This window comes from Novosphingobium sp. Leaf2 (assembly GCF_001421325.1).
Lineage (GTDB): Bacteria > Pseudomonadota > Alphaproteobacteria > Sphingomonadales > Sphingomonadaceae > Novosphingobium.
The window spans coordinates 162,866-189,719 of record NZ_LMJY01000018.1 but is presented as its reverse complement, the minus strand read 5'-3'; the positions used below and the strand labels follow the sequence as shown (position 1 = coordinate 189,719).

Annotated in this window: 25 protein-coding genes; 20 read left to right on the top strand and 5 right to left on the bottom strand. The window is 63.6% G+C overall.

What is annotated here, in order from left to right; all coding sequences use genetic code 11:
- Positions 1-74 precede the first annotated feature (74 nt).
- Positions 75-338: a glycine zipper domain-containing protein gene (locus ASE49_RS13960; RefSeq protein WP_056773705.1), complete on the top strand. Its 264-nt coding sequence runs from the start codon at positions 75-77 to the stop codon at positions 336-338.
- Positions 339-486: 148 nt separating this feature from the next.
- Entirely contained in the window at positions 487-891 is a 405-nt protein-coding gene (locus ASE49_RS13955) for a cupredoxin domain-containing protein (protein ID WP_200922057.1), read from the top strand.
- 18 nt (positions 892-909) lie between these two features.
- Here the strand turns inward: ASE49_RS13955 and ASE49_RS13950 are convergent, their stop codons facing one another.
- Both ASE49_RS13950 and ASE49_RS13945 read right to left on the bottom strand, forming a co-directional pair.
- Positions 910-1,299 (bottom strand): vgr related protein, encoded by a 390-nt coding sequence (locus ASE49_RS13950; protein ID WP_235522991.1) that lies wholly within the window; start codon positions 1,297-1,299, stop codon positions 910-912.
- A 92-nt stretch (positions 1,300-1,391) separates the two neighbouring features.
- Complete coding sequence (locus ASE49_RS13945; RefSeq protein WP_082456486.1) at positions 1,392-1,976, bottom strand: copper chaperone PCu(A)C; 585 nt, start codon at positions 1,974-1,976, stop codon at positions 1,392-1,394.
- A gap of 202 nt (positions 1,977-2,178) precedes the next feature.
- On the opposite strand from ASE49_RS13945, the gene dnaK reads away from it, so the two are divergent.
- Together dnaK and dnaJ are read left to right on the top strand one after the other, a co-directional pair.
- Positions 2,179-4,086, top strand: a complete 1,908-nt coding sequence (dnaK, locus tag ASE49_RS13940) for a molecular chaperone DnaK (RefSeq protein WP_056773697.1) — start codon at positions 2,179-2,181, stop codon at positions 4,084-4,086.
- 82 nt (positions 4,087-4,168) lie between these two features.
- Entirely contained in the window at positions 4,169-5,296 is a 1,128-nt protein-coding gene (gene dnaJ, locus ASE49_RS13935) for a molecular chaperone DnaJ (RefSeq protein ID WP_056773695.1), read from the top strand.
- 49 nt (positions 5,297-5,345) lie between these two features.
- Here the strand turns inward: dnaJ and ASE49_RS13930 are convergent, their stop codons facing one another.
- On the bottom strand, positions 5,346-7,661 hold the full coding sequence (locus tag ASE49_RS13930; protein ID WP_056773962.1) for a patatin-like protein: 2,316 nt from the start codon (positions 7,659-7,661) through the stop codon (positions 5,346-5,348).
- Positions 7,662-7,730: 69 nt separating this feature from the next.
- On the opposite strand from ASE49_RS13930, the gene radA reads away from it, so the two are divergent.
- The 9 genes from radA (at position 7,731) to ASE49_RS13885 (ending at position 17,416) form a co-directional block, all read left to right on the top strand.
- Positions 7,731-9,098, top strand: a complete 1,368-nt coding sequence (gene radA / locus ASE49_RS13925; protein WP_056773692.1) for a DNA repair protein RadA — start codon at positions 7,731-7,733, stop codon at positions 9,096-9,098.
- A gap of 12 nt (positions 9,099-9,110) precedes the next feature.
- The gene (locus tag ASE49_RS13920) at positions 9,111-9,638 is read left to right on the top strand and encodes a CvpA family protein (protein WP_056773690.1); all 528 of its coding nucleotides are present in this window, start codon (positions 9,111-9,113) and stop codon (positions 9,636-9,638) included.
- The gene (locus ASE49_RS13915; RefSeq protein ID WP_056773688.1) at positions 9,635-10,054 is read left to right on the top strand and encodes an iron-sulfur cluster assembly scaffold protein; all 420 of its coding nucleotides are present in this window, start codon (positions 9,635-9,637) and stop codon (positions 10,052-10,054) included. Before ASE49_RS13920 ends, ASE49_RS13915 begins: the two co-directional genes overlap by 4 nt.
- A gap of 52 nt (positions 10,055-10,106) precedes the next feature.
- Positions 10,107-11,732, top strand: a complete 1,626-nt coding sequence (locus ASE49_RS13910) for an MFS transporter (protein ID WP_056773687.1) — start codon at positions 10,107-10,109, stop codon at positions 11,730-11,732.
- A gap of 128 nt (positions 11,733-11,860) precedes the next feature.
- On the top strand, positions 11,861-12,412 hold the full coding sequence (phaR, locus tag ASE49_RS13905; RefSeq protein WP_056773683.1) for a polyhydroxyalkanoate synthesis repressor PhaR: 552 nt from the start codon (positions 11,861-11,863) through the stop codon (positions 12,410-12,412).
- The gene (locus tag ASE49_RS13900) at positions 12,412-12,852 is read left to right on the top strand and encodes an NUDIX hydrolase (RefSeq protein ID WP_056773680.1); all 441 of its coding nucleotides are present in this window, start codon (positions 12,412-12,414) and stop codon (positions 12,850-12,852) included. Before phaR ends, ASE49_RS13900 begins: the two co-directional genes overlap by 1 nt.
- A 69-nt stretch (positions 12,853-12,921) precedes the next feature.
- The gene (gene proS, locus ASE49_RS13895) at positions 12,922-14,481 is read left to right on the top strand and encodes a proline--tRNA ligase (RefSeq protein WP_056773677.1); all 1,560 of its coding nucleotides are present in this window, start codon (positions 12,922-12,924) and stop codon (positions 14,479-14,481) included.
- A gap of 22 nt (positions 14,482-14,503) precedes the next feature.
- Entirely contained in the window at positions 14,504-15,091 is a 588-nt protein-coding gene (locus ASE49_RS13890; RefSeq protein WP_056773674.1) for a DUF805 domain-containing protein, read from the top strand.
- 69 nt (positions 15,092-15,160) lie between these two features.
- A complete protein-coding gene (locus ASE49_RS13885; protein WP_082456478.1) occupies positions 15,161-17,416 on the top strand; it encodes a ribonuclease R family protein in 2,256 nt (751 codons plus the stop codon).
- 12 nt (positions 17,417-17,428) lie between these two features.
- Here ASE49_RS13885 and ASE49_RS13880 read toward each other — a convergent pair whose 3' ends face one another.
- Positions 17,429-17,884, bottom strand: coding sequence for a universal stress protein (locus ASE49_RS13880; RefSeq protein WP_056773670.1), 456 nt, complete (start codon positions 17,882-17,884; stop codon positions 17,429-17,431).
- 180 nt (positions 17,885-18,064) lie between these two features.
- On the opposite strand from ASE49_RS13880, the gene ASE49_RS13875 reads away from it, so the two are divergent.
- The 4 genes from ASE49_RS13875 to lpdA are packed head-to-tail and all read left to right on the top strand — an operon-like array spanning position 18,065 to position 21,603.
- On the top strand, positions 18,065-19,408 hold the full coding sequence (locus ASE49_RS13875; protein WP_056773668.1) for a pyruvate dehydrogenase complex dihydrolipoamide acetyltransferase: 1,344 nt from the start codon (positions 18,065-18,067) through the stop codon (positions 19,406-19,408).
- 1 nt (position 19,409) lies between these two features.
- Positions 19,410-19,805 (top strand): acyl-CoA thioesterase, encoded by a 396-nt coding sequence (locus tag ASE49_RS13870; RefSeq protein ID WP_082456477.1) that lies wholly within the window; start codon positions 19,410-19,412, stop codon positions 19,803-19,805.
- A gap of 3 nt (positions 19,806-19,808) precedes the next feature.
- Positions 19,809-20,186 (top strand): acyl-CoA thioesterase, encoded by a 378-nt coding sequence (locus ASE49_RS13865; protein ID WP_056773666.1) that lies wholly within the window; start codon positions 19,809-19,811, stop codon positions 20,184-20,186.
- A 4-nt stretch (positions 20,187-20,190) separates the two neighbouring features.
- A complete protein-coding gene (gene lpdA / locus ASE49_RS13860) occupies positions 20,191-21,603 on the top strand; it encodes a dihydrolipoyl dehydrogenase (RefSeq protein WP_056773664.1) in 1,413 nt (470 codons plus the stop codon).
- A gap of 140 nt (positions 21,604-21,743) precedes the next feature.
- On the opposite strand, the gene ASE49_RS18840 is transcribed toward lpdA, so the two are convergent.
- On the bottom strand, positions 21,744-21,878 hold the full coding sequence (locus ASE49_RS18840) for a hypothetical protein (protein ID WP_268778253.1): 135 nt from the start codon (positions 21,876-21,878) through the stop codon (positions 21,744-21,746).
- Positions 21,879-22,457: 579 nt separating this feature from the next.
- Here ASE49_RS18840 and ASE49_RS18475 point away from each other — a divergent pair.
- From ASE49_RS18475 to ASE49_RS13835, 3 genes are all read left to right on the top strand, one after another.
- Positions 22,458-22,664, top strand: a complete 207-nt coding sequence (locus tag ASE49_RS18475) for a type II toxin-antitoxin system HipA family toxin (protein ID WP_162234253.1) — start codon at positions 22,458-22,460, stop codon at positions 22,662-22,664.
- Positions 22,665-23,239: 575 nt separating this feature from the next.
- Entirely contained in the window at positions 23,240-24,022 is a 783-nt protein-coding gene (locus tag ASE49_RS13840; RefSeq protein WP_056773653.1) for an enoyl-CoA hydratase-related protein, read from the top strand.
- Between the two features lie 80 nt (positions 24,023-24,102).
- Entirely contained in the window at positions 24,103-26,808 is a 2,706-nt protein-coding gene (locus ASE49_RS13835) for an EAL domain-containing protein (RefSeq protein WP_082456475.1), read from the top strand.
- The last annotated feature ends 46 nt before the right edge of the window (positions 26,809-26,854 follow it).

Below are 26,854 nucleotides of genomic sequence, written 5' to 3'. Positions count from 1 at the left end.
GTTTTGTGAAGACGGAACCTGTTGCCCCGTTGTGCCGTTGTCCGTCCATTACCACTGAATTTCGGAGACGGTGTATGCGCAAATTCATTCTTCCCATTCTGGCAGCCGGCGCCCTGAGCGTAGGCGGCTGTGCAAGCAATTACGGCGGTGAAGGCGCGGTGGCGGGCGGCGCGCTGGGCGCTGGCGTCAGTGCAATTGCCGGCGGCAATGCCGTTACAGGCGCAGCGGTTGGCGCCGCTGCCGGTGCCCTGGTCGGCTCGCAAGCCAAGAAGGACGGCGACCGCGGTTGCTATCGCTATGACCGTAACGGCGAACGCTACTGGGACCGCGATTGCTGATCGCTTGCAGACTGCGATCTAGGATGATCTAAAAACCTGGGCACGTGCCGGACAACGGCACGAGCCCAGGTTCGACGGAAGCTCAATCGGCCCCGTCAGAGCGTTTCCCATATGCCGGGATAAAACCATTCCGCGCAAATCTGGGCAGATGGAGAAGCGTAACATGTGGCTACGATATTCAGCATTGATGCTTGCCATGGTCCCCGCTGTTGCCGCCGCGCAACCCGCCAATGCTCAAAGCGTAACCCGCATCGACGTGGAGCTTTCGAGCTTCAAGATCATGCCGGAAACCATCACCCTGGATCATGGCAAAAGCTATGTGCTTCACATCGCCAACACGTCGACCAGCGGGCATAATTTTGTGGCGAAGGGCTTTTTTGCGGCATCACGCGGCGTCAAACCGCCGCTGTCCAGCGATGGCAAGATAGAATTGGGCGGCGGCGAGTCCGTGGATATCAAACTTATCGCGCCGGCGCCCGGACGCTATGACGTGCATTGTTCCCACTTGATGCATTCTACCTTCGGGATGAAGGGTACGATCATCGTGCGATAGTGGGGTGCGCCCGGGCGATCAGTCGTTCGGCACAAACGGCACCAGCGCCTCGTAAACTTCCACCGGCGGTTTGCCCGGCGAAGATCCACTGCTGCGCAGCACGAACAGATCCCGCATGATTTCGGCCTGCTGCTCGATGCCATAGCGCTCGAACGGTTTGCCCGGCGTGATCGTGTAGCCATAGCGGCAGAAGGGGTGGCGCATCAACGGCAGCCAGTATCGGCCGCGCAGCTGAGCCTGCCACACATGCGTCATCTCGTGCAGGAACAGCCCCTGCAGGCTGCGCGGCGCTTGCGCGAAATCGTCACGGTATAGCTTCGATCCGGGATGAAAATGCAGGTGGCCGCACGGCGCCATAACCGTGTTGACCGGCTGAAACGGAAACCAGCGCCGCTGCCGCACCCGCACTGGGGCGCAATCGATGGCATCGCCGAATAGCGCCTTGACGAGTTGCGCCTCGCCGCTTGTCAGCGGGCGCCCATCGGCGGGCGAAGCGGGTGTCAGTGCTGCATCCCCGGCATGCCCTTCATGTCATGGCCGGTCATGTCCTGTGCGGCCATGCTGCCGTCTGGGCCATCGGGATCGGCATCCGTGCTTTCCATCGTCTCTATGCGCAGCGGCATTGACAGCTTGTCCCCATCAGAGAACGTCAGCGTCAGTTCGGCAACGCCTCCGGCCTTCATCGTCGGCGCGAGGTTGAAGGCCATGATGTGCAGCCCGCCCGGCGAAAACACCACAGATGCACCTGGGTCCACCGGCAGCGAGGCGACCATCCCCATCGACCCGCCGTTAGTCTGATGCATCTGCGCCTGTCCCGCGCCCGATACGTTGACGCCGGCCAACGTCACCGGCACTGCGCCATCGTTGCGCAAGGTGAAGTAGACCGCGGCGGGACGCCCCGCAACCACCGGCAGCACCAGCCGGCCATCGCTGGCGGCAAGGCCGGGCTTGGCGTCGGGTCCGCTCACCTTTGCCTCGTTGGTCTGGGTAGGACTGTCAGGCGTCTTGCCGCAGGCGCCAAGGCCGGCGATGAGGGCGAGCGCGCCGATCACGGCGATGGGGCGGTGGCGCAAGGTAATCGGCATATGCATGCTCCGGCATAAGCGTCGGGTCGCCCCGTGGAAAATCGCCCGCCTAATGCCACCACCGCAGACTTGTTCCAAGCAAAACGTCACCTATATCCCCGCTCGACGACTTAGAACGTCACCGAGCCGCGCAAGCCGCCTTGCCTTGGTGTAAGGGAGGCGATCCGTGCGGTGTCATCCACTGACGTGAGGAATGGGGATAATGGCTAAAGTAATTGGTATCGACCTTGGCACCACCAACAGCTGCGTCGCCGTAATGGACGGCGGCAAGCCCAAGGTCATCGAGAATTCCGAAGGTGCGCGCACGACGCCTTCGATCGTCGCATTCGCCAAGGATGGTGAGCGTCTGATCGGTCAGCCGGCGAAGCGCCAGGCCGTGACCAACGGCAACAACACGATTTTTGCGGTAAAGCGCCTGATCGGCCGCCGCTTTGATGATCCGGTGACCAAGAAGGACACCGAGCTGGTCCCCTACACCATCGTCAAGGGCAAGAACGGCGATGCCTGGGTGCAGGCCGGCGGTGAGGATTACAGCCCGTCGCAGATCAGCGCCTTCACGCTCCAGAAGATGAAGGAAACCGCCGAAGCCTATCTGGGCGAGACGGTGACGCAGGCGGTCATCACCGTGCCGGCCTACTTCAACGACGCCCAGCGCCAGGCGACCAAGGACGCCGGCCAGATCGCGGGCCTCGAAGTGCTGCGCATCATCAACGAGCCGACGGCGGCGGCCCTGGCCTATGGTCTCGACAAGCAGGATGGCAAGACCATCGCGGTCTACGATCTTGGCGGCGGTACGTTCGACGTGTCGGTGCTGGAAATCGGCGACGGCGTGTTCGAGGTGAAGTCCACCAACGGCGACACGTTCCTGGGCGGCGAGGATTTCGATTCCAAGATCGTGGAATGGCTGGCCGACAAGTTCAAGGCCAAGGAGGGCCTTGACCTCAAGACCGACAAGCTGGCCCTGCAGCGCCTGAAGGAAGCGGCTGAAAAGGCCAAGATCGAGCTTTCGTCCACCGCGACGACCGAGGTCAACCTGCCGTTCATCACCGCCCGCATGGAAGGCGGCGCCACCACGCCGCTACATCTGGTCGAAACCATTACCCGTTCCGATCTTGAGCGCATGGTCGCAGACCTCATCCAGCGCACGCTTGAGCCGTGCCGCAAGGCGATCGCCGATGCCGGCCTATCGGCCAAGGACATCGACGAGGTGGTTCTGGTCGGCGGCATGACGCGCATGCCCAAGGTCCGCGAAGTGGTGAAGGACTTCTTCGGCAAGGAGCCACACACCGGCGTGAACCCGGACGAAGTCGTTGCGATGGGCGCGGCGATCCAGGCCGGCGTGCTGCAGGGCGACGTCAAGGACGTGCTGCTACTCGACGTCACCCCGCTGTCGCTGGGTATCGAGACGCTGGGCGGCATCATGACCAAGATGATCGATCGCAACACCACGATCCCCACCAAGAAGAGCCAGGTCTATTCGACCGCCGAGGACAACCAGCAGGCGGTGACGATCCGCGTGTTCCAGGGCGAGCGCGAGATGGCGCAGGACAACAAGCTGCTGGGCCAGTTCGATCTTGTGGGCATTCCGCCGTCGCGGCGCGGCGTTCCGCAGATCGAAGTGACCTTCGACATCGATGCTAACGGTCTGGTCAATGTGTCGGCCAAGGACAAGGGCACCGGCAAGGAGCAGCAGATCCGCATCCAGGCCTCCGGTGGTCTGTCCGATGCCGACATCGATCAGATGGTTCGTGATGCGGAGAAGTTCGCCGAAGAGGACAAGAAGCGGCGCGAATCCGCAGAAGCGCGCAACCAGGCGGACAGCCTGGTCCACGCGACCGAGCAGCAGCTTGCCGAGAACGGCGACAAGATCGACGCCGGCCTCAAGAGCGAAGTCGAGGCCGCGATTGCCGCCACCAAGACTGCGCTGCAAGGCGACGATGCCGCTGAAATCAACGCCAAGGCTCAGGAATTGACCCAGGTTGCGATGAAGGTCGGGCAGGCGATCTACGAGAAGGAGCAGGCATCGGCTGCCTCTCCGGAAGCGGCTCCGGCCGGCGGTGACGACGTGGTCGACGCCGAGTTCTCGGAAGTCGACGATAACAAGGGCTGACAAGTCCTGATGAAAACCATGACCGCCACTGGTGCATTTTGCGCCGGTGGCGGTTAGGTTATCCGCGGGGAAGAAACATACCGTGTCAGCAACTGAAATAGACTATTACGAACTGCTCGAATGCGAGCGGACCGCCGACGACAAGATCCTTAAATCGTCCTATCGGCGGCTCGCCATGCGGTATCACCCGGACAAAAATCCGGGCGATCGTGAGGCGGAGGCCAAGTTCAAGCAGATCAGCGAGGCATACGATTGCCTGCGTGACCCGCAAAAGCGCGCGGCGTACGATCGCTATGGCCATGCGGCATTCCAGCAGGGCATGGGCGGCGGCGGCCAAGGCGGGGCGGATTTCGGCGACATCGGCGATATCTTCGAATCGATCTTCGGCAGCAGCTTTGGCGGCGGTGGCCGGCAGCAGCAGCGCCGCGGCGCGGACTTGCGCTACGACATGGAAGTCACGCTCGACGAGGCGTTCCACGGCAAGCAGACCGAGATCACCATCGAAGTCTCGCAAGGGTGCGAGCCGTGCAAGGGTTCCGGCGCCGAGCCGGGCACCGGCAAGCGCGGCTGCGCGATGTGCGGCGGCCACGGCAAAGTGCGCGCACAGCAGGGTTTCTTTGTGGTCGAGCGCACCTGCCCGACCTGTCATGGCCGGGGCGAGGTGATTGAAAAGCCGTGCCGGGCGTGTGGCGGCGAAGGCCGGGTGGACAAGCCCCAGACACTGCAAGTGGACATTCCGCCGGGCGTCGATTCGGGCACGCGTATCCGCTTGTCTGGCAAGGGCGAGGCGGGGCCGTTCGGCTCCCCGCCGGGCGACTTGTACATATTCCTGCACGTGAAGCGCCACCGCGTGTTCGAGCGCGATGGCACCACCTTGCTCACTCGGGTGCCAATCACGTTCACCACGGCGGCACTGGGCGGTGCCATCGAGATTCCCGGCATGGACGGCGAGCCCATCGCGGTGGAAATCCCGGCGGGCATCCAGTCCGGCAAGCAGCTCAAGAAGCGTGGTGCCGGCATGCCCGTTCTGCAAGGGAGGGGGCGCGGCGACATGATCGTGGAGATCGCGGTGGAAACGCCCACCAAACTGTCTGCGCGGCAGAAGGAATTGCTGCGCGAACTGCAGGCTACCGAAACCGGTGACGAATGCCCGCAGTCGAAGGGCTTTTTCGATCGGATCAAAGAGGCCTGGACCGACCTTACGGACTGATGATCCGGGGCGCCCTGCGAAAAGGGGCGCCCCGACATCGCACCGCCTTTCACGCGTGGCGTTCCACCTCCGCCCGGATGCTGTTCACCAGTTCGGGATCGGCGTGCAGGCGGTCCTGCTCCTCGTCCAGTATCGCCAGGAAGGCGCGGCGTTTGTAGGCTAGCAAGTCCTGCGCGGACATGGCCATGTCTGCGGGCAGGGTGGACGCGATCAGGTCCATCATGCGTTCGGCGCCGTGCAGCCGCCCCCACAAGTAATCGTTCTCGCGGTAACTGCGGCTGAAGAACGCGCCGAAGTTGAAAAACTCGCGCCCGCGCAAGGTCGGTTCGCTCGTGCCGCGCCGGATCGCGTGGCAGTCCTCCGGCGAAATGCGATCCACCAGCACCGGGTTGAATTCGGTCAGCCCCTCGCCGCGCAGCAGAGGCAGGGTGACGGTGTCGTAGAAGGGAAAACCCAGATACGCGAGCAGCACCCGCCGGCGCAGCGGCTGCGGCATCGCCGCCAGCGCCGTGGCCAGGATTTCGTCCGCGGCGTTGTCGGTTTCCAGCAGATTGCGAGCCTTGGCGACATGGTCGATCACCGCTTGTGGATCTTCGAAGAACGCGCGGGCCAGCGGAGCAAAGTCATCTCCCATCGCCGCCAGCGGCTCGCGGGCAATATACAACGACAGCGCCGCGTAGATCGCCGCGCGCGCGGCGTCGCGGTCCTGCGCGCTCACGCCGTCCTGCGTCTCCCACTCCTGCGCCAGCCGGCGCGCTAGCAGGCGCAGGCGGCGGATGCGGAAGGTGAGATCGTGATTGCGGAAGAACACGATCATCTCAGGCGATGCGCCGTTGCGCAATCCCTGTGCCCGGTCGATCCCGGTTGCGGCAAGGTGCGCGACCAGCCGGTCCGCCACCGGATCGGGCGACGGCAGGTCCAGTTCGGGCGCCGCATCCACCACCAGCCGCGCCAGCATCGCAATGATGCCGCTGAACTTCACTTGCGCATACCCGTGATAAGCGAACCCCGCCTGCTCGAACGCGGCGCGCTGCGCCTTGGCCCGCCAGGCAGCCAGCCTTTTGGGTGTGGGACGATCGAGGAAGAACGTGCGGCCAAACAGCGTGTCGACCGTCTCCTCAACCTCCGGACGCAGCGCGCCGATCATCGTGCGCAGCGATGCCATCTCCCGCGACTGGCGTGCCAGCGTTTCCAGATTGTCGCGTATCGGCTGCTCGCGCGGGATGGCGGACAGTGCGCCGAAGATCACCTGGAAGAACCCCGGCACTTTTGTATCGCGGCGCATTTCCGCGCCGAGGTGATCGGGCGTGGGGTCGATATACACGAACCGCCGGTCTATCTCCCGCGTTGCCGGACGGTCGCGCAGCACCGCCATCGCATCGGCGAAGGGCGCGTTCACCAGCACTGAACCGTCGATCAGCGAAACGCTGTCAAGATCACCGCGTCGCGCATGTTCGGGCATGATGCGGTGCAGGAACGCGTCGCGTCCCGGCCACGGCGTATCATGCTCCGCCATCAGCGCGTCGATTTCGGCGATCCGCAGCGGCGGAAAGGCGCCCGGAAAGCTGGCGGACGCGCGCGCGGCCATGACCAGTTCCGGGATGGCGGCGAGCGGCGAGCCGTGGCTTTGCACAAGCCCATGAAATCCAAACGTCAGCCGATGCTCGCTTTCCAGCACGAGTTCGGGCGAATGCAGACGAAGCGTTTCCAGCCGCCCGGCAAAATCGGTCGCGGTCACGAACAGGTCAATCGGATGGCGCGGCGGCAGTAGCGGTGGTCCCGCCGGTGCCTGCGCCATGGCGGACAGCGCGCGGTGCAGCAGGCGCGAAAAGCCGATCCCGCTGAATGGCGGCTCGAACCAGCGCGAGCGCACCAAGTTGGATAGCTTTTCACGCACTTCCGCACGTGTTTCCGGCGCCACGCTTTCGCTCACCGCGTTGCCGGGGCGATGCAGCAGATAGCTTACCAGCGGCGCGGCCCAGAACTTGGCGGCGCGCGACCCGGGCTTGGCCTCAGGGTCCAGCAGCATGTCGACGTCGGCGGTTTCCAGCCACAAGTCGGTCAACGGCTCCAGCGACTGGCCGGAGTGGATCGCCTGAGCCAGGAAGATCGAATTGATGCCGCCCGCGCTGGCGCCCGCCACGATGTCCGCCAGCACCCGCAGGCGCACGTTGCCGCTGCCCTCCAGATGGCGCAGCAGGTCGAGGTACACCGCCGCGCTGCCTTGGGGCGCATCACCTCCCGCCCAGTGCGCGCGGCTGGCCTGAAGCGCCTTCCACAGCTCCTTGGTGACACCGTGCATGTAGACCGCGAGGCTGACACCTCCGTAGCAGACCAGGGCGATCCGCAGTTCTTTCTGCTGCATCACGCCTGTGTGCCGCAGCATTTTCAGAATGGCAATTGCGTTCTCATTGTGTTCCGTTTAGGCGAAGGCATGGCGAAACCCAAACGGCGATATGTGTGCCAGGCGTGCGGCGGCGTTTCCACGCGCTGGCAGGGGCAGTGCCCCGATTGCAGCGAATGGAACACGCTGGCCGAAGACGTGCCGCAGACGGTGTTTTCGGCCAAGCACGATCTGTCCACCGGTGGGCGGCCCATCCACTTCACGCCGCTGGACCGGCCTGGCGAAATCCCCAAGCGGCGCACCAGCGGCATTTCCGAATTCGACCGGGCGCTGGGCGGCGGCTTCGTGCCCGGCTCGGCGATCCTGATGGGCGGAGACCCCGGCATCGGCAAATCCACGCTGCTGCTGCAGGTCTCGGCGCATGTCGCCAATGCAGGCGGCCTGTCGGTCTACGTCAGCGGCGAGGAAGCGGCGGGGCAGGTGCGGCTGCGCGCTGACCGGCTGGGCCTGACCAGCGCACCGATCCAGCTTGCCGCCGCCACGTCGGTGCGTGACATCCTGACCACGTTGGGCATGATGGACCCGCCCGCGCTGCTGGTCATCGATTCGATCCAGACCATGCATTCCGACCAGATCGAAGGCGCGCCCGGCACCGTCAGCCAGGTGCGCGGCTGCGCGTTCGAACTGATCCGCTATGCCAAGGAGAACGGCGTGACGCTGGTTCTCGTCGGCCATGTCACCAAGGACGGGTCGATCGCCGGCCCGCGCGTGCTTGAGCACATGGTGGACGTGGTGATGAGCTTCGAGGGCGAGCGCAGCCACCAGTATCGCATCCTGCGCAGCCTCAAGAACCGCTTCGGCCCGGTGGACGAGATCGGCGTTTTCGCAATGGAAGGCGCGGGGCTGGCGGAAGTGGGCAATCCCTCGATGCTGTTCCTGTCCGGGCGCGAAGAGCCGATGGCCGGCAGCGCGGTATTCCCGGCAATGGAGGGCACGCGCCCGGTGCTGGTGGAGATCCAGGCGCTGATCGTGCGGCTGCAAAGCGGTGCCACGCCGCGCCGGGCGGTGGTGGGCTGGGATTCCGGGCGTATGGCCATGCTGCTGGCGGTGCTGGAAGCGCGCTGCGGACTCAGCTTTTCCAGTGCCGAAGTCTACCTGAACGTTGCGGGCGGCTATCGGCTGAGCGATCCGGCCGCGGACCTTGCTGTGGCGGCCGCGCTGATCTCGGCGCTGGGGGACAAGCCGCTGCCCACAGATGCCGTATGGTTCGGCGAAGTGTCGCTGGCCGGCGAAATCCGGCCCGTGGCGCATGGCTCTATCCGGCAGCGCGAATCCGGCAAGCTGGGCTTTGCCAAGGCCTTCGGTCCGTCGAATGGGCCAGCGCCTGAAAAGGGGCTGCAGTTCACTGGCCTGGCAATGTTGCCCAACCTCGTTGACCGCATCCTGTCCGATGCCTAACTCATAGGGCATATGACCGGCTTCGACATCGCCATCCTGCTGATCGTGGGTATCGGCGCCATTTTCGGCTTTATCCGCGGCTTCGTGCAGGAAATTCTGGCGCTGGCGGCATGGGTGTTTGCGATCTTCGCCATTCGGCTGCTGCATACCCCCTTCACCCAATGGCTTGAACCGCATCTGGGGTCAGGCTCGGGCGCGGCAGTGCTGGCATTCGCCTTATTGTTGGGATTGCCATTCGCGGCGGTCAAGATGGTGGCGAAATGGGCCGGTTCGAAAAGCCGCGCTTCGGTGCTGGGGCCGATAGACCGGGTGCTGGGCCTTGGGTTTGGCGCGGTGAAGGGCGTAATCATCGTCGTGCTGGGGTTTTCGATACTGGTGCTGGGCTACGACACGATCTGGGGCGTGGGCGGTAGGCCGGACTGGATGCGGCACGCCAAAACATACCCATTCATCAATGCGAGCAGCGAATCGCTTGTGCAGATGATCGCCCAGCGCCGCGCACAGGCGCGAGCCGCCGCCGCCAAGGAAGGTGCACAGTGAGCGCGGTAGTCCTTTACACCCCGGAAGTGCTGGGACTTGCCATCGAACTGGCCGCCTATTCTTTGGCGGATGACCTCGCCTTTCAGGGCGAAGCACGATCCAAAAGCTGCGGCAGCGCGATCGTGCTGGGGCTTACTTTAGACGCGGAAGGTGCGGTGGAGCGCGTCGGCGTCAAAAGCCATGCTTGCGCCATCGGACAGGCGTCAGCCGCGATATTCGCGCAATCGGTGCGCGGTATGACCGGCGCACAGATCCGGTCGGCGCGCGACGCCATCGCGGTCTGGCTTGATCAGGGCGGGGCGACGCCCGACTGGCCGGGCCTCGAAACCATCGCCGCAGCGCGCGCCTACCCCGCCCGGCACGGGGCAGTGATGCTGCCGTGGACAGCCGCCACGCAGGCGCTTTCCACCGGCTGAAGGCGCGGCTACGGTAACGTCAAACTAAGGCCGGGGTTAGGGCTGGGGGAACATGGCAGACACACAGCACCATAAGCAAGGCGCGGCACCGTCCGCGTCCGACATCCGGCTGGTGATCGCCGCATCCTCGATGGGCACCGTGTTCGAGTGGTACGATTTCTTCATCTACGGCACGCTGGCCGCCATCATCGGCAAGACGTTCTTTCCCTCCGGCAACGCCACACTCGAAACGCTGCTGGTGTGGGCGGGTTTTGCCGTAGGCTTCGGCTTCCGACCCTTGGGTGCGATCCTGTTCGGCTTTCTGGGTGACCGGTTGGGCCGCAAATATACGTTTCTCGTCACCGTGACGCTGATGGGCATCGCCACCGCCGGGGTGGGTTTCATCCCGTCGGCACAATCGATCGGCTATGCCGCCCCTGCCATCGTGCTGCTGCTGCGCGTGCTTCAGGGCCTGGCGCTCGGCGGCGAATATGGCGGCGCAGCAATCTACGTTTCGGAGCATTCGCCGCCCAACCGGCGCGGCTACTACACCGGCTATATTCAGGCCAGCGTGGTGGGCGGCTTCGTGCTCAGCCTCATCGTGGTGCTGGGGTGCAAGGCCCTGATGAGTGCGCAGACATGGGATGCCTGGGGCTGGCGCCTGCCATTCATCCTGAGCATGGCTTTGCTGGCGGTATCCTTGTGGATGCGCCTCAAGCTGTCGGAAAGCCCGGTTTTCCGGGCGATGCAGGCGCAAGGCGAATTGGCGGGCAATCCGTTCGTCGAAAGCTTTACGTATCCCGGCAACAAGAAGCGCATCTTCATCGCACTGTTCGGGATCGCGGCGGGTCTCACGGTGATCTGGTATACCGCCATGTTCTCCGCGCTGGGCTTCCTCAAGGGCGCGATGCGCATGGACGATACCTGGGCGGAAGTGATCGTCGGGATATCCGCTGCCATCGGCATGGCCTTTTTCGTGATTTTCGGCAGCTTGTCCGACCGGATCGGCCGCAAGAAGCCGATCGTGTGGGGCTATGCGCTGACGCTGGCTCTGCTGTTCCCGGTCTTCTGGACCGTAGGCTCCTACGCCAATCCCGGTCTTGTGACCGCGAATGAGCGGGTGCCGGTTTTCGTGGTCGGCCCGGATTGCGCCTACGATCCCTTCGCTGCGGAACAGGCCACCAAGTGCGGCAAACTGCTGGGCGATCTGGCCGGCGCCGGCGTGACATATAAGCTGTCCGCCGCGCCGAACCTTGTGCTGCAGATCGGTGGCAAGGCGATGCCGCTGGATACATATGCATCGGCCGACAAGAAGGCTCGCACGGCGCAGATCCAGTCCTGGCTCACCCAGGCGGGATACGATCTGGGCAAGGTCAAGCCGCCGCTGGGCAATGCGGTGATGATCGGGCTGATGCTGATTGCGATGATGGCGTTGTCCGGCGCTACTTACGGTCCGGTCGCTGCACTGCTGTCGGAGATGTTCCCGCCGCGCATCCGCTACAGTTCGATGTCAATTCCCTATCACATCGGTACGGGCTACTTCGGCGGCTTCCTGCCGCTGATCTCAAGCTACATGGTGGCACGCAGCGGCAATCCGTATCAGGGGTTGTGGTATACCTGGATCGTGGTTGCGGTAGCACTGGCGGTTTCCTTGTGGGGTTTGCGCAGTGGTCCGCCGCGCGACTATGGTGAAGCCTAAGCGCGTATTCAACGATTTGGGCCGCCGTTCTGTGAGGCTCGGCTTTTTGCTGCGCAGCAAATTGTGTTGCAACGCGACAAGCGCAAGTGATAGCATCACGAAATCAAAACAGATTTTCGGAGGCGGACATGGCTGAAGCGGCGGCTGGCGAAGACAACACGGTCATCATCAAGAAATACGCTAACCGGCGCCTCTACAATACGCGCTCGTCCAGCTACATAACGCTCGATCACTTGTCGAAGATGACCCGTGAAGGCGTGGACTACAAAGTGCTCGACGCCAAGACCGGGGCCGACATCACTCACACGATCCTGACGCAGATCATCATGGAGGAAGAATCCAACGGCGAGCAGATGCTGCCGGTGAACTTTCTGCGCGAACTGATCAGCATGTACGGCAATTCGATGCAGTCGCTGATCCCGCACTATCTGGAAGCCTCGATGGAGAACTTCCGCGCCAATCAAACCAAGCTGGCCAAGGCGTTCGAGGATAGCCTGGGCAACAACCCGCTGGCCAAGCTGGCCGAGCGCAACATGGCGATGTTCAGGGCTGCCTCCTCTGCCTTCATGCCCGGCGCTGAAAAGCCGGAAGGCAAGGTGCCTGCGGACCCGGACGATCTTGCGGCGTTGCGCGAACAGATGGCGGAGATCCAGAAGCGGCTCGATACGCTGGGCAAGTAATGTCCAGCCGTGCCGCCCGTCCTGCGGCCCGCATCCTTTTGCTGGACGATGCGGGCAGGGTGCTGCTGTTTCGCTTCGATCCGCCTGACCGGCCGCCATTCTGGTGCACACCGGGCGGCGCTCTCGATTCCGGCGAAACGTACGAGGATGCGGCAAGGCGCGAACTGCTGGAGGAGACCGGCATCGTCGCGGAGCCGGGGCCACAGGTGGCTCGTCGGCAGGCGGAATTCATCACGCTGGAAGGCGTGCCCGTCGAGGCTGACGAGCGGTACTTCAAGGTGCGCTTGTCGGAAGGCACCGATCCGGAAGCGATCGATACCGCGGGCCACACCGCGCTGGAACGCGCCGTCATGAAAAGCTGGCGCTGGTTCGATCGCGCTGCGCTGGCTGCGCTGGACGAACCGTTCTACCCTGCGGACCTGGCTGACATGCTAGACTAAGGCGGCGTGGTCTCCCGTTTGTGCGACGAGGGTTTGAACCAAGGTCGGAGTGCGGCTAACAGCGCAGTCATGAATCAGAAGACCGGCCAGACGCCCGCCATCCGCCATGCCCTTTCCACCAAGCGCGCCGACGATTTCGCGCAGTGGTATCAGGAAGTCGTCTCCGAAGCCGAGATGGCCGAGGAATCCGGCGTGCGCGGTTGCATGGTCATCAAGCCGTGGGGTTACGGTGTGTGGGAACGCATCCAGCGCCTGATGGACGATCGCATCAAGGCGGCGGGCGTGCAGAACTGCTACTTCCCGTTGTTCATTCCGCTGTCGTACTTCGCGAAAGAGGCGCAGCACGTCGAAGGCTTCGCCAAGGAAATGGCGGTCGTCACCCATCACCGGCTGATCGGCGATGGCAAGGGCGGGCTGGTGCCCGATCCCGAAGCAAAGCTGGAAGAGCCGCTGATCGTGCGCCCGACGTCCGAAACGGTGATCGGACAGGCGATGGCGCGGTGGGTTCAATCGTGGCGCGACCTGCCGCTGATGGTCAACCAGTGGGCCAACGTGGTGCGCTGGGAAATGCGCACCCGCATGTTCCTTCGCACCAGCGAGTTCCTTTGGCAGGAAGGTCACACCGCACACGCAGACCGCGAAGACGCGATGAGCGAGACGCTGCGGGCGCTGGAAATGTACCGCGATTTTGCCGAAACCGAACTGGCGATGCCGGTGATCGCCGGCGAAAAGCCTGAGAACGAGCGGTTCCCCGGCGCGGTGGCGACGTATTCGATCGAGGCGATGATGCAGGATGGCAAGGCGCTGCAGGCCGGCACCTCGCATTACCTGGGCACCGGTTTCGCGCACGCGGCAGGTATCACTTATCAGGACCGCGAAGGCGCGCAGCAATATGCGCACACCACGAGCTGGGGCACGTCCACCCGCATGATCGGTGGCCTGATCATGGTCCACGGCGATGACGATGGCCTGCGGGTGCCGCCTGCGGTTGCGCCGCACCAGATCGTGATCCTGCCAATGCTGCGCGAAACCGCGGAGGACGATGCGCTGCTGGCGTACTGTGAGGATCTTCGCGAGGCACTCGCCGCGCAGTCTGCGCTGGGTGAACCGGTGCGCGTGCTGCTGGACAAGCGGCCAGGCAAGGCGACGCAAAAGCGCTGGGCGTGGGTGAAAAAGGGCGTGCCGTTGATCCTGGAGATAGGCGGGCGCGATGCGGACAACGGGCAGGTGTCCGTCCTGCGGCGCGACCGGTTGTGGACGCAGGCCGCCAAGGCGAATTTCGTGGGGCTGGCTCGCGAGGCGTTCCTGGCCAGTGCCGTCGCCGAGATCGAGGACGTGCAGACGTCGCTCTATGCGCAGGCGAAGGCCAGGCGGGACGCCAACATTTCCACCGCAACGACGTTCGAGGAGCTGGCGCAGGTCTTCGCAAGCGAAAACCGCTACCCCGGTTGGGTCGAGGTGGAATGGGCGCGGCCCACCGGCGAAGAACTTGAAGCCGTGGTGCAAAAGCTCAAGGGCTTGAAGCTGACGATCCGCAATACCCCGCTGGGTGCGGCGCCGGCTACCGGTGCGTGCGTATTTACCGGACGGGCGGCCGTGGAACGGATATACGTGGCGCGATCATACTGATTACCGTTTGGGGGCAACCGGCATGCTGGCAGCGATACGATACAATCTTGCGAACCTTGTGAACTTCAAGGGCCGCGATAGTCGCCAGACATTCTGGTTTTACGTGCTTTTCCTGGTGTGCATACAAGTGGCGATCTCCATCGTCATGTCGATCGCCATGGTCGGCCCGATGATGGCGGACATCTTCTCGGCCGCACAGCGCAACCTGCCACCGGATCAGGTGCAGCAGCAGATCTACGGCCACATCGCCGACATGACGCACACGTCCGTCCCGATCTATGCGGTGATATCCGTGATCATCACGGCCATGCTGGTTGCCGCGTTCACCCGCCGTCTGCACGATTCGGACAAGCCGGGGTGGATCGCGGTGCTGCTGGTCGTGCTGCAACTGGCCAGCATCGCGATCCAGCTGGGATCGATCAACCTGTCAGCGACCTATCTTGCATTGGCGCAGAGCGGCGATGTGGAGCAGATGCGCTCGGCGCAGGCATCGCTGGCATGGCGCCAGTTGCTGAGCTGGGTGCCGGCACTGGTCATCGTTGTGTTCGGCGCGTGGCCTTCCAGCGATGGGCCGAACCGCTATGGTCCGGAGCCCGACGTCATCGGCTAACGCCCCGTCACTTTCGCCGCTACGCCGAGCACCATTGCATTGCCGCGCTATCAGCCCCATTGCGGAACGATGCCCGCAAACAACCGTCCCGCGCCCGGCCTGCCGACCCGCAAGCAGATCCTCGATTTTATCCAGAACTCGCCCGTGCCGGCAGGAAAGCGCGAAATCTCGCGCGAATTCGGCCTCAAGGGTAACGAGAAGATCCAGCTCAAGGCACTGCTCAAGGACATGGCTGAGGAAGGCCTGATTGACGGCAAGCGCACCGCGTTCCACAAACTCGGCGGCTTGCCCAAGGTCACCGTGCTGCGGGTGATCGACATCGATGAGGGCGAGGCGATCGCCGTTCCCGACACCTGGCAGCCGGAGGACGCCACGCCGCCGCCACGCATCCGCCTGATTGAGAAGGGCCGGGGCTCGGCGCTCAAGAAGGGTGACCGGGTACTGTCGCGCACTGAGGAGAGCGGCACCGGCTGGCGCGCATTCCCGATGAAGAAGCTGGAACTGCGCGCGGAACAGGTGCTGGGCGTCGTCGAGATCGATGGTGCCGGCAAGCCGTGGCTGGCGCCAGTGGACAAGCGCATCCGCAATTCCTCGCCGATCTCAGACCTTGGCGAGGCGAAAGCCGGCGAACTGGTGCTTGGCGTGCCGATGGGCCGTTCCGCGCGCCCATCCATCAAGGTGACAGAGGTGCTGGGCGAGCCGCTGGCGCCCAAGGCATTCAGCCTCATCGCCATTCACAAGCACGGCATCCCCAATCATTTCGACGAAGAAACGCTGGCCGAGGCGCAGGAAGCGGCGAAGTTGCCGCTCAGCCACGAACAGCGCGAGGACTTGCGCCACCTGCCGATCGTAGCGATCGACCCTTCCGATGCGCGCGACCATGACGATGCGATCTGGGCGCAGCCTGATGGGGAAGGCGGCTTCGATGCGCTGGTGGCGATCGCCGACGTATCTTTCTACGTGCGCCCCGGCGGCAAGATCGACCGTGAGGCGCGCAAGCGTGGCAATTCGGTGTATTTCCCGGATCGCGTCGTGCCGATGCTGCCCGAAGTGCTCAGCGCCGACGTCTGCTCGTTGCGCTCTGGTGAGGACCGCGCTGCGATGGCCTGCCATCTCAAGATCGATGCCGCTGGCAAGCTGGTGAACTGGCGCTTCACCCGCGCCCTTGTCCGTATCCACGAGGTGATCGCGTACGAGGAAGCGCAGGCCCGGATCGACGAGGATCGCGCCGAGGCGCATATCCGCAATCTATGGGCCTGCTGGCAATTGCTGGCTGCGGCGCGCAAGGATCGCGATCCGCTGGAACTGGAGCTGCCGGAACGCCGGGTCAAGCTGGACGACAAGGGCCGCATCACCGAGATCGCGGTGCGTGAGCGGCTGGACGCGCACCGCGTGGTCGAGGATTTCATGATCGCCGCGAACGTGGCGGCGGCGAAGGCGCTGGAGGCGAAGACAGCGCCGGTAGTCTATCGCATTCATGAAACACCGGGCCGCGAAAAACTGACCGCGCTCAAGGATTACCTCGCCACCTTCGACAAGAAGCTGGCGCTGGGGCAGGTCATCACTCCGGGCCTTTTCAACCGGATGCTCAAGGGCATCACTGACGAGGCGGAAAAGGCGCTGATCATGGAGGCGGTGCTGCGCAGCCAGACGCAGGCCTATTACGGCCCGGCCAATGCGGGTCACTTCGGTCTGGCGCTGGCCTCTTACGCGCACTTCACCTCGCCGATCCGGCGGTATGCGGATCTTCTGGTGCACCGCTCGCTGGTAGACGCGTATAGTCTCGAACAGCCCCGGCCCGGCGGCGACATTCCCGCCACGTCGGGCCTGTCCGAGCGGGACCGTGAAGACCTTGGCCGCGTCAGCGATGCGATCAGCAAGGCGGAGCGCCGGGCGATGGAGGCCGAGCGCGAGACGATCGACCGCTACGTTGCCGCGTGGCTTTCCAGCCGGGTGGGCGAAGTGTTCGATACCCGGATCACCGGCGTGCAGAAGTTCGGCTTTTTCGCCACCATCATCGGGCTTGGCGGCGATGGGCTGGTGCCGGTTTCGACGCTGGGGGACGAGCGTTTCGGGTACGATGAAAAGGCCCAGGTGCTGGTCGGCGAACAGAGCAGCACGACGTATGCCGTAGGCCAGATCCTGCGACTGCGTCTGGCGGAGGCAAACCCGCTTACCGGTGCGCTCAAGTATGAACTGGAAGAAGGCAATGGCCGGATCGAGCCACGCGGGCGTCCGCAGCCAGTGAAGAAAGTCGGCGGGTATGTTGCGGGTCAGCGCGGGCGGCCCAGGAACATCCGGCATCAGGGGCGCGGCAAGCGGTAAAAGTATCGCGCCTCAGCTGAGCCGTTCGATCGCCTCTGCGTCCAAATTGCCGGGAATCACGTAGACCGGGCACGGCACTTGCCCCATGCCCGCGCCGGTAAAGTGCGCGACCAGCGGGCCGGGGCCGCTTTCCACCGACGCGCCGAGCACCAGCGCGGAGACTTCGGGATGCTCTTCCAGGTATTTGCGCACGACCTTCACGTCTTCGCCGACCTTCACCGCGATGACCGGCATCTTGGTGCCTTGCGACAAAAGGTTGCCGGCCGCCGCCATCACCAGCGTTTCCGCCCGCGCCCGCGCCTCCTCCTCGATCGTTGCCTGCACGGCGGCGAAGGCGTTGAAGGGCTGGGGCGGGACCAGCGCGAGCAGGTGCACCGCGCCCCCCGTTTTTGCGGCACGGCGCGCGGCGAATTGCAGCGCGACCAGCGCCTCGGCGCTTTCATCGACGATCACCAGATAGATGCGCATGACCAGCCCCTCTCGAAATACGTTATCGAGGGTATTGAAAGGCGGCGCAAGCGATCGGTGTTGCAAAAAAACGAACTGCAAGCCGCTTGTGCGGGCAACTCAAAATGTTCAAGAGGACAAACCTGAAAAGCGACCGTCGGCTATCCTGACCCCCGGACAACAAGGGACGATACACTTTCCATGCCCATCGAGATCAAGATGCCCGCCCTGTCTCCCACCATGGAAGAAGGCAAACTGGCCAAGTGGCTGGTCAAGGAAGGCGATACCGTCTCCTCCGGCGACATCATGGCCGAAATCGAAACCGACAAGGCGACGATGGAGTTCGAAGCCGTCGACGAAGGCACGATTGGCAAGATCACCGTCGCCGAGGGCACTGAAGGCGTAAAGGTCGGCACCGTAATCGCGATCCTGGCCGGCGAGGACGAGGACGCGTCTTCCATTGAAGCGCCGAAAGCCGACGCCGCGCCGAAGGCAAAGGCCGAGCCGGAAACGGCCCAGGCGGACGCGTCCGATGCAAAACCTGCAAGCACCCCGGCCAAGGTTGCCGAACCGAAAGCCGCCGCTGCCGCGTCCAAGTCAGCTGCTGGCGGTGACCGCGTGATTGCCTCGCCGCTGGCCAAGCGCATTGCCGCTGCCAAGGGCGTGGATCTCGCCTGTGTCGAAGGTTCGGGCCCCAATGGCCGCATCGTCCGCGCCGACGTCGAGGACGCCAAGGCTCCCGCTCCGGCCAAGGCCGCCAGTGATGCCGTCACGGCTGCGAAAACAGCGGATGCCGCGCCATCGTCCTCGGTCGAAATGGCGGACGAAACCCGCGCTCTGCTGGATGCGCGCGTGCCCCATGCGGTGGAAAAGCTCTCCGGCATGCGCAAGACGATCGCGCGGCGGTTGGTCCAGTCTAAGCAGGAAGCGCCGCACATCTACCTCACCGTCGACGTGCAGCTGGACAAGCTGCTGGCGCTGCGGGCCGAGGTGAACAGCGCGCTGGAAAAGCAGGGCGTGAAGATTTCCGTCAACGACATGCTAATCAAGGCACTGGCCGCCGCGCTGATCGCGGTGCCCGAATGCAACGTCGCATTCGCCGGCAACGAACTGATCAAGTACGAACGTGCCGACATTTCGGTGGCGGTGTCGATCCCCAACGGGCTGATCACCCCGATCGTCCAGGATGCGAACGGAAAGTCGTTCTCGGCCATCGCCCGCGCCACCAAGGACCTTGCCCAGCGTGCCAAGGAAGGCAAGCTCAAGCCTGAGGAATACCAGGGCGGCACCGCCTCGATTTCCAACATGGGCATGATGGGCATCAAGCAGTTCGCGGCCGTCATCAACCCGCCGCAGGGCATGATCCTGGCGATCGGCGCGGGCGACAAGCGGCCTTGGGTCATGGCCGATGGATCGCTGGGCGTTGCCAGCGTAATGAGCGCGACCGGCAGCTTCGATCACCGCGCGATCGACGGGGCTGACGGTGCGCGCCTGATGGCAGCGTTCCGCGAATTCGTGGAAAGCCCGCTGGGCATGATCGCCTGACGTGGTGCACGAGGCCGGCGATCTTGTCATCCGCGTAACCGCGATGCCTACCGACCTCAATCCCTATGGCGGCGTGTTCGGGGGCTGGCTTATGAGCCAGCTTGCGCTGGGCGCCGCCTCGCTGGTAACCCGGCGCACCGGCCACAAGGCCGTGGTTGTGGGAGCGACGGATTTCACCTTTCCGGGTGTCATGGTGGTGGGCGATGAGCTCAACGTCTATGCGCACGTGAGCAGGACGGGGCGCACATCGATGACGATCGTGACGCGCGGTTTCGGTCGGGCGCGCGCCAGCGAGGACGAAGCGGAAGTGGCCAGGGGTACGTTCACCTTCGTCACCCTGGACGAAAATGACCGCCCAAGAGCCATCGCGGTGCCTCCGGCGGCCCAGACCGAGTAGACAATGACGCAAATAACCGAGCCTGTTATCCGGGTCACCGCGATGCCGGCGGATGCCAATGCCTACGGCGACATTTTCGGCGGATGGCTGCTCAGTCACATGGACCAGGGCGCAGGATTGATCGCCGCACGCTATTCGCACGGCCGCGCGGTCACCATCGCGCTGGATGGGATGAAGTTTCACAAGCCGGTGCATATCGGCGATGAGGTCAGCGTCTATGGCCAGTTGCAGCACGTTGGCCGCACCTCGATGACCATCCGGGTAGAGGCGTTCCGTCGGGACCGTTTTGAAGAAGAGCAAGTGAAGGTTACCGAGGCGGTGTTCACATTCGTCGCCATCGACGAGGCGGGTAAGCCTCGCGCCATCGAGCAGGAGAAGTAAGACAGTGGCAGATACCTACGACGTCATCGTTCTCGGTTCGGGCCCCGGCGGCTATGTCGCGGCAATCCGCGCCGCGCAGCTCGGTCTCAAGACCGCCATCGTGGAGCGCGAACTGCTGGGGGGCATCTGCCTCAACTGGGGCTGCATCCCCACCAAGGCGCTGCTGCGTTCGGCCGAAGTGCTGCATCACATGAAGCACGCCAAGGATTACGGTCTGGCGGCGGACAACATCACGGCGGATCTGGACGCCATCGTCAAGCGCTCGCGCGGGGTCGCCAAGCAGCTGAACCAGGGCGTGACGCACCTGATGAAGAAGAACAAGATCACGGTGCACATGGGCACTGGCAAACTGGTCGGGGCCGGCAAGCTGGAAGTCACCGGCGAGAAAGGCACCGAGACCGTCAGCGCCAAGCACATCATCGTCGCGACCGGCGCGCGTGCACGCGAGCTGCCGTTCGCCAAGGCCGACGGCAAGCGCATCTGGACGTACCGCCACGCTATGACCCCCACCGAAATGCCCACCAAGCTGTTGGTCATGGGATCGGGCGCGATCGGCATCGAATTCGCCAGCTTCTATAACGACCTTGGCGTGGACGTGACGGTCGTCGAAATGCTCGACCGGATCGTGCCGGTGGAAGACAAGGACGTGTCCGCGTTCCTGGAAAAGGCGCTGACCAAGCAGGGCATCAAGGTGCTGACCGGTACGGGCGTCGAGGCCATCACTACCGACGCCAAGGGTGTGAAAGCCAAGATCAAGGGCAAGGACGGCAAGGTTGCCGAGCATGAATTCAGCCACGTGATCTCCGCTGTCGGCATCGTGCCCAACACCGAGGATCTGGGCCTTGAAAAGCTGGGCGCCAAGCTGGATCGCGGGTTCATCCAGATCGACGATTACGGCCGCACAGGCGTTGCCGGAGTATGGGCGATCGGGGACTGCACGCCGGGACCCTGGCTTGCCCACAAGGCCAGCCATGAAGGGGTGACTGCGGCGGAATCGATCGCCAAGGAGCTGGGCAACAAGGACGTGCACCCCCACGCGATCGATCGGCGCAACATTCCGGGCTGCACCTACTGCCATCCGCAGATTGCCTCCGTCGGCCTGACCGAAGCCAAGGCCAAGGAAGAAGGCTACGAAGTGAAGGCCGGCACGTTCCCGTTCATCGGCAACGGCAAAGCCATCGCGTTGGGCGAGCCGGAAGGTTTCGTGAAGACGGTGTTCGATGCCAAGACCGGCGAACTGCTGGGCGCGCACATGATCGGCGCCGAAGTCACCGAAATGATCCAGGGCTATGTCGTTGGCAAGACGCTGGAAACCACCGAGGCCGAACTGATAAACACCGTGTTCCCGCACCCGACGATCTCGGAAACGATGCACGAAGCCACGCTGGCGGCGTTCGGACGCGCGATCCATATCTGACGATCGCTATCCGGCTGACGCTGGCACGCGCAAAAGAAAAGGGGCGGGCCAGCAGGCCTGCCCCTTTTTCCGTCGGTCCGAAGGAAGTTATAGTCTGGCAAGATACACATAGCTTTGCTGAAGATAAATATCTTCGTTCGTTATTCGCCACAGGCGCATGCACGCTCCCGCACCCATGCGGTAAGATTGGCCTGGTAATTGAGGTTGAACCTTAAGCCGATCGCGGCGTCGATCGCGGCGCGGGCCTCATCCAGAAACCGCTTGTCGTCGGTCAATGCAAATGCCTACAGCATTACCCAAGCGTAAATGCCACCGACGTCGGTCTGGCCGCGCCCGTCGGCAGCGGACTCAGTGATGACTGAAAAATCGGTGACCTTGTACTGGATGGGCCATTTATACCGAAAGTGGCGCTCCGCCCTGATCCCGTAATTGATTTGAGGAACAGGCGTTGCCGCCCTGTCGCCATCCAGCGCCATGCGTGCGAGGCTGGGCAGCGGATGTTATATATACCAGCTGTCGATCGCATCCGCATCCGTCCTTCCCGACGTTCGGAAGATAACGGCGCAGCGTCTTGAGCTTATGGTCGTAAAATTTGCCGAGGCCGGCCTTAAACTCTGCTTCCAGCGGGTGCGACTGTCCCTGCCATTTGACCCAGTCATGGGTTGCCGCAACGAGTTACACCTGACCATGATATGGATAGAGATCGCGCGGCATGAAGGGAACACCTCGAGCGTATGGCGCGTGCGCTTCGTGCGCTCTCATCCGATCCCAGCGAAGACATCGGAACGCTTTTCGCCCGCTCTCTCTTTACTTGATTGATCGCTGATGGTGCCATGCGCCTGAAGAATGTAGCCATGCTCAAGATGGCGGCGCTGCACGCCCGAGCATTCGAGAGCGTCCGCTTGGCGCCGCTTTACGACACGCTGACGACGCGCGTCTTTCCCGAACTGCACAACGATCGCATGGCCCTGAAGCTCGCTGAAAAGGACAATCAACTGCGCTGGGCCGATTTCGAAACATGCACGCCAACGATCGATCTTCCGCTCCGCAAAGCGCGCTAAATTGCCGATCACCTATTGGATGGGTTGGGGCATGCCCTATACACGATTGTCTTGCCTCGGCTGGTGCAAGAATCCACCGACGCTCTTCGTATTGCAGAGGCGGTGCTCGGCATCGTGCGAACGCGACACTCAGCCCTTGCGGCTGACATTTGATTGCGCAGGGAATAGTGCGGTGGCCCAGTATGCCTATCAAAAAGCCGCTGAAATGCCTGATGGGCTCCTAGCGATTGCGGCAAGTGGGCAAATTGCCTGTGACCAAAAATGGGTTGTTAAGTGATGTCCCAGGACGTTAAAATACCGTAACGCATTGTACAGGCAACGATGTGCGGATTTAACTAAGTATCTGTATTTCCTGCATAATGCGTTACGACTTTGGGGCTTTTGATCTGTAGGTCGCCGGGTCGTACCCAGCAGGGCTCACCATATACCGTCGCCGATCGGCGATTTGCTGACGGGCCGATGGTGTTGATTGTGTCCGTTCCCTATCCTGACTGAAATGCCTGTTGGCGGCATGACAAGATTCGCCGAAGGGCGATCTTTGCGTATATCGACGCCGGGATTATTGGAGAGGGCGCATGAGTTACGAACACATCCTGTATTCGCTTGAGGGCGGCGTTGCGCGCATATCGCTGAACGATCCTGCGACCATGAACGGGGTTACCGAGCCGATGGGCTTGGAGATGGCCGATGCGCTGGACCGCGCTGCCCGGGACGCGCGCGCGGTCCTGCTTACCGGGGAAGGCAAGGCATTCTGTTCGGGCGCGAACCTGGCTGCGGCGCAGGACCTGCTGCCAGACCCCATGCGCGATGTCGGTGGGCAACTGGACCGCGCGTTCAATCCCGTGATTATGGCGATCAAGCGGATGGAGCAGCCGGTGGTTACGGCCATTCGCGGAGCCGCGGCCGGTTTTGGCGCCGGCTTGGCCGCTGCCGGCGATATCGTGGTGATGAGCGAGAACGCCTACTTCTTCTGCGCGTTCTGCCATGTCGGCCTTGTGCCTGATGGCGGGGCGACATATCTGCTGGCGCAGGCGGTGGGCCGCGTGCGCGCCACGCAAATGATGCTGCTGGGCGAAAAGATCGATGCAGCTACGGCGCTGTCGTGGGGCCTGGCGACCAAAGTGGTACCCGATGAGGCTCTCGATGCCGAAGCGATGGCGATCGCCACGCGGCTGGCCAGCGGACCGCGTTCCCTGGGCCTGATCAAGCGCATGGCGTGGGACGCGCTGGATTCGAGCCTGGAAACCGCCTTGCAGTCTGAACGGATGGCACAGCGCGAAGCGGGCCGGACGCAGGACTTCGTGGAAGGCGTCAACGCTTTCATCGAAAAGCGGCGACCGGCTTTCAAAGGCAGCTAGAATGCAAATCCCCTGATTCAACGGAGATTGCGGCAGCGGATTTAACCGTTTCGCAATGGGGCAGCGCCCATCACAGCGCGATGTCGAATACAGGTTTGCGTTCAGGACGATTCCCCCGCCGGGGCACTGCCGCCCAGGCGGGGCAGGAAGAGCGTGCATCGGAGGCGAGCGCGGTGCAGCCGCGTCCGTCGGTGACCGGATTCGTGCGTATCCAGGCCTCACGCGATGCCAATGACGTTTTGCACTATTTCACGTCCGCACGCTGGTGGATGATGGCACCAGCGATGGCCTCATGCGTGCTGATCATGATGTTGATTTCACGATCTGTGCCGACACTGCTGCCTGCGGTTTGCATGGCAGCCGCCGCAGCGGCCTGTGCGCCAGCCCGGCTCTATGCCAGGCTGGAACGCCGGACCCCCCATGATGGGTGGCAGCGATACGGGATGCTTGCGGGCACGATCGTGCTGCCCATGGTGCTGTTCGGCTTCGGATTGTCGCACTGGGCGTTCCACGACGACAAGCTGGCCTGGGATGTCACGGTCAACGTCCTTGTCATCCTCGTGCTAAGCGCGACGGCGCTGCTGGAAAGCCGGCTCACGTCCATTATCGCGGCGACCATCGGGTTGTGGGGTGGCGGCGCTGTTTACACCGGATCGCCCACGTCGATGGCGCTACTGGTACTCGGCGCTGGCATCGGCTTTGCGCTGGCGATGGCGCAGGCCCGCCACGCCACCGCGCAAAGCCTGATCTATGCCGAGCGGGAGCGCGAGCAGCGCCGCGCCGAACAGTTGCTGCACGAATACGAGCAGACCGGGCAGGGCTGGTTCTGGGAAACGGACCGCCTGGGCAGGATCACCTATGTGACCGAGCGCATTGCCGGCCTGCTGGGAAAGACGGCAGCGCAGCTGGAAGGGTGCGCCTTCACCCAGCTGTTCCTGCTGGAAGCCGAAGGCCAGCAAAGCGAGCGCACGCTGGTGTTTCATCTCAACACTCGCTCCGCGTTCCAGGATCTGGACATGCGCGCGGCGGATGACGGGCAGGAGCGCTGGTGGTCGATCTCGGGTCGACCGGTGCTGGACCAGTTCAACAATTTCATGGGCTTTCGCGGGTCGGGGACTGATCTTACCGAAAAGCGTCGCTCGCAGTTGCATGCAACCCAGCTTGCCCGCTTCGATTCGCTGACGGGTCTGGCGAACCGCTTCCAGATGAGCGAGTGGCTGGAGAAGATCCTGGCCAGCCCGCGCGTGGAAACGCGCGCGTGCGCGGTGTTCCTGCTCGACCTCGATCGGTTCAAGCAGGTGAACGACACGATGGGCCATCCCGCAGGCGATGCCTTGCTCAAGCAGGTGGCCCAGCGCCTGGGGCAGACCGTCGGCGATCGTGGCCGGGTGGGGCGGCTTGGCGGGGACGAGTTTCAGGTGGTGCTGCACGGCGCGCAGCAGCGCGAAGGCCTGGCCCATCTGGCCCGCCGGATTATCGAGAACCTGTCGCAGCCTTATGTCATCGACGAGAATGCGCGGGTCACGATCGGCGCGTCTGTCGGCATTGCGCTGTGCCCCGACGATGGGGTTACGTCCGAGGCACTGATCCGCAACGCCGACCTGGCGCTCTATGCTGCCAAGGGGGCGGGGCGCGGACGGCACCATTTCTACGACGACGACCTGCACTCCGACGCGAAAGAGCGCCAACAACTGGAGCAGGACTTGCGCGACGCCATTGGCGACGGCGCGCTGGAACTGCATTACCAGCCGCAAGTGCGCACCACGTCCGAGCGGATCACCGGGTTCGAGGCGCTGATGCGCTGGAACCATCCGGTCCACGGGTACATGTCGCCGGCCAAGTTCGTGCCCGTGGCGGAGGAGACGGGGCTGGTTTCGGCGATCGGCGAATGGGCATTGCGCACGGCGTGCCGCGATCTGGCCGCATGGCCGGATGACGTGCGCGTTGCGGTGAACGTTTCGCCGCTGCAATTCGCCAATCCGGCGCTACCGGCGATCGTGACCAGCGCGATCGCTGCTGCCGGAATCCATCCGTCGCGGCTTGAGCTTGAAATCACCGAAAGCGTGTTCCTTAACGACGACAAGTCTACCGAGGCGATGTTCGGTGCGCTCAAGGCCATCGGCGTGCGGCTGGCGCTCGATGATTTCGGTACGGGCTATTCCTCGCTCGGCTATCTCAAGAAAGCCCCGTTCGACAAGATCAAGATCGACCAGAGCTTCGTGCGCGGCGCCACGGTGCCGGGCAGCCGCAACGGCGCGATCATCGCCTCGATCGTCAGCCTGGCTGAAGCGCTCGGCATGGAGACGACCGCCGAAGGGGTAGAGACGTTGGACGAGCTCGACCTGGTGCGGCTGCTGGGCTGCAGCCACGTTCAAGGCTATATCTACGACCGCGCCTTGACGGTGGAAGCTGTTGCCAGGCGGCTGGAGCAGGGGCTGCAGGCAGTCGCCGAAGGTCCGCGCTCGGCTCGCCTGCCGCGTCAGACCATGCTGCGCAAGGTGGTGCTGGAACATGGCGACCACACATATGACGCGACGATCCGCAACATTTCCCGTTCGGGCGCCATGATCGAAGGGCTGTGGAACGTGCCCGAAGGGACCGACTTCGGGGTGCGGCTGGCCGAGGGCCACACGGTGGTGGGGACCGCGCGCTGGTGTCAGGGGGACAGGGTAGGCGTGCAGTTCGCGCAGCCTCTCGAACTGGACGATACCGGCGCGGTACTGTTCGGATCGTCCGCTTCTACACGCCGCCGCACGGACCATACCCCGCTTCGCCGGACGGCCTGAAGCGGGGCGCATGCTTGCCGATGCTGACACGGGCGCAAAGCGCTGC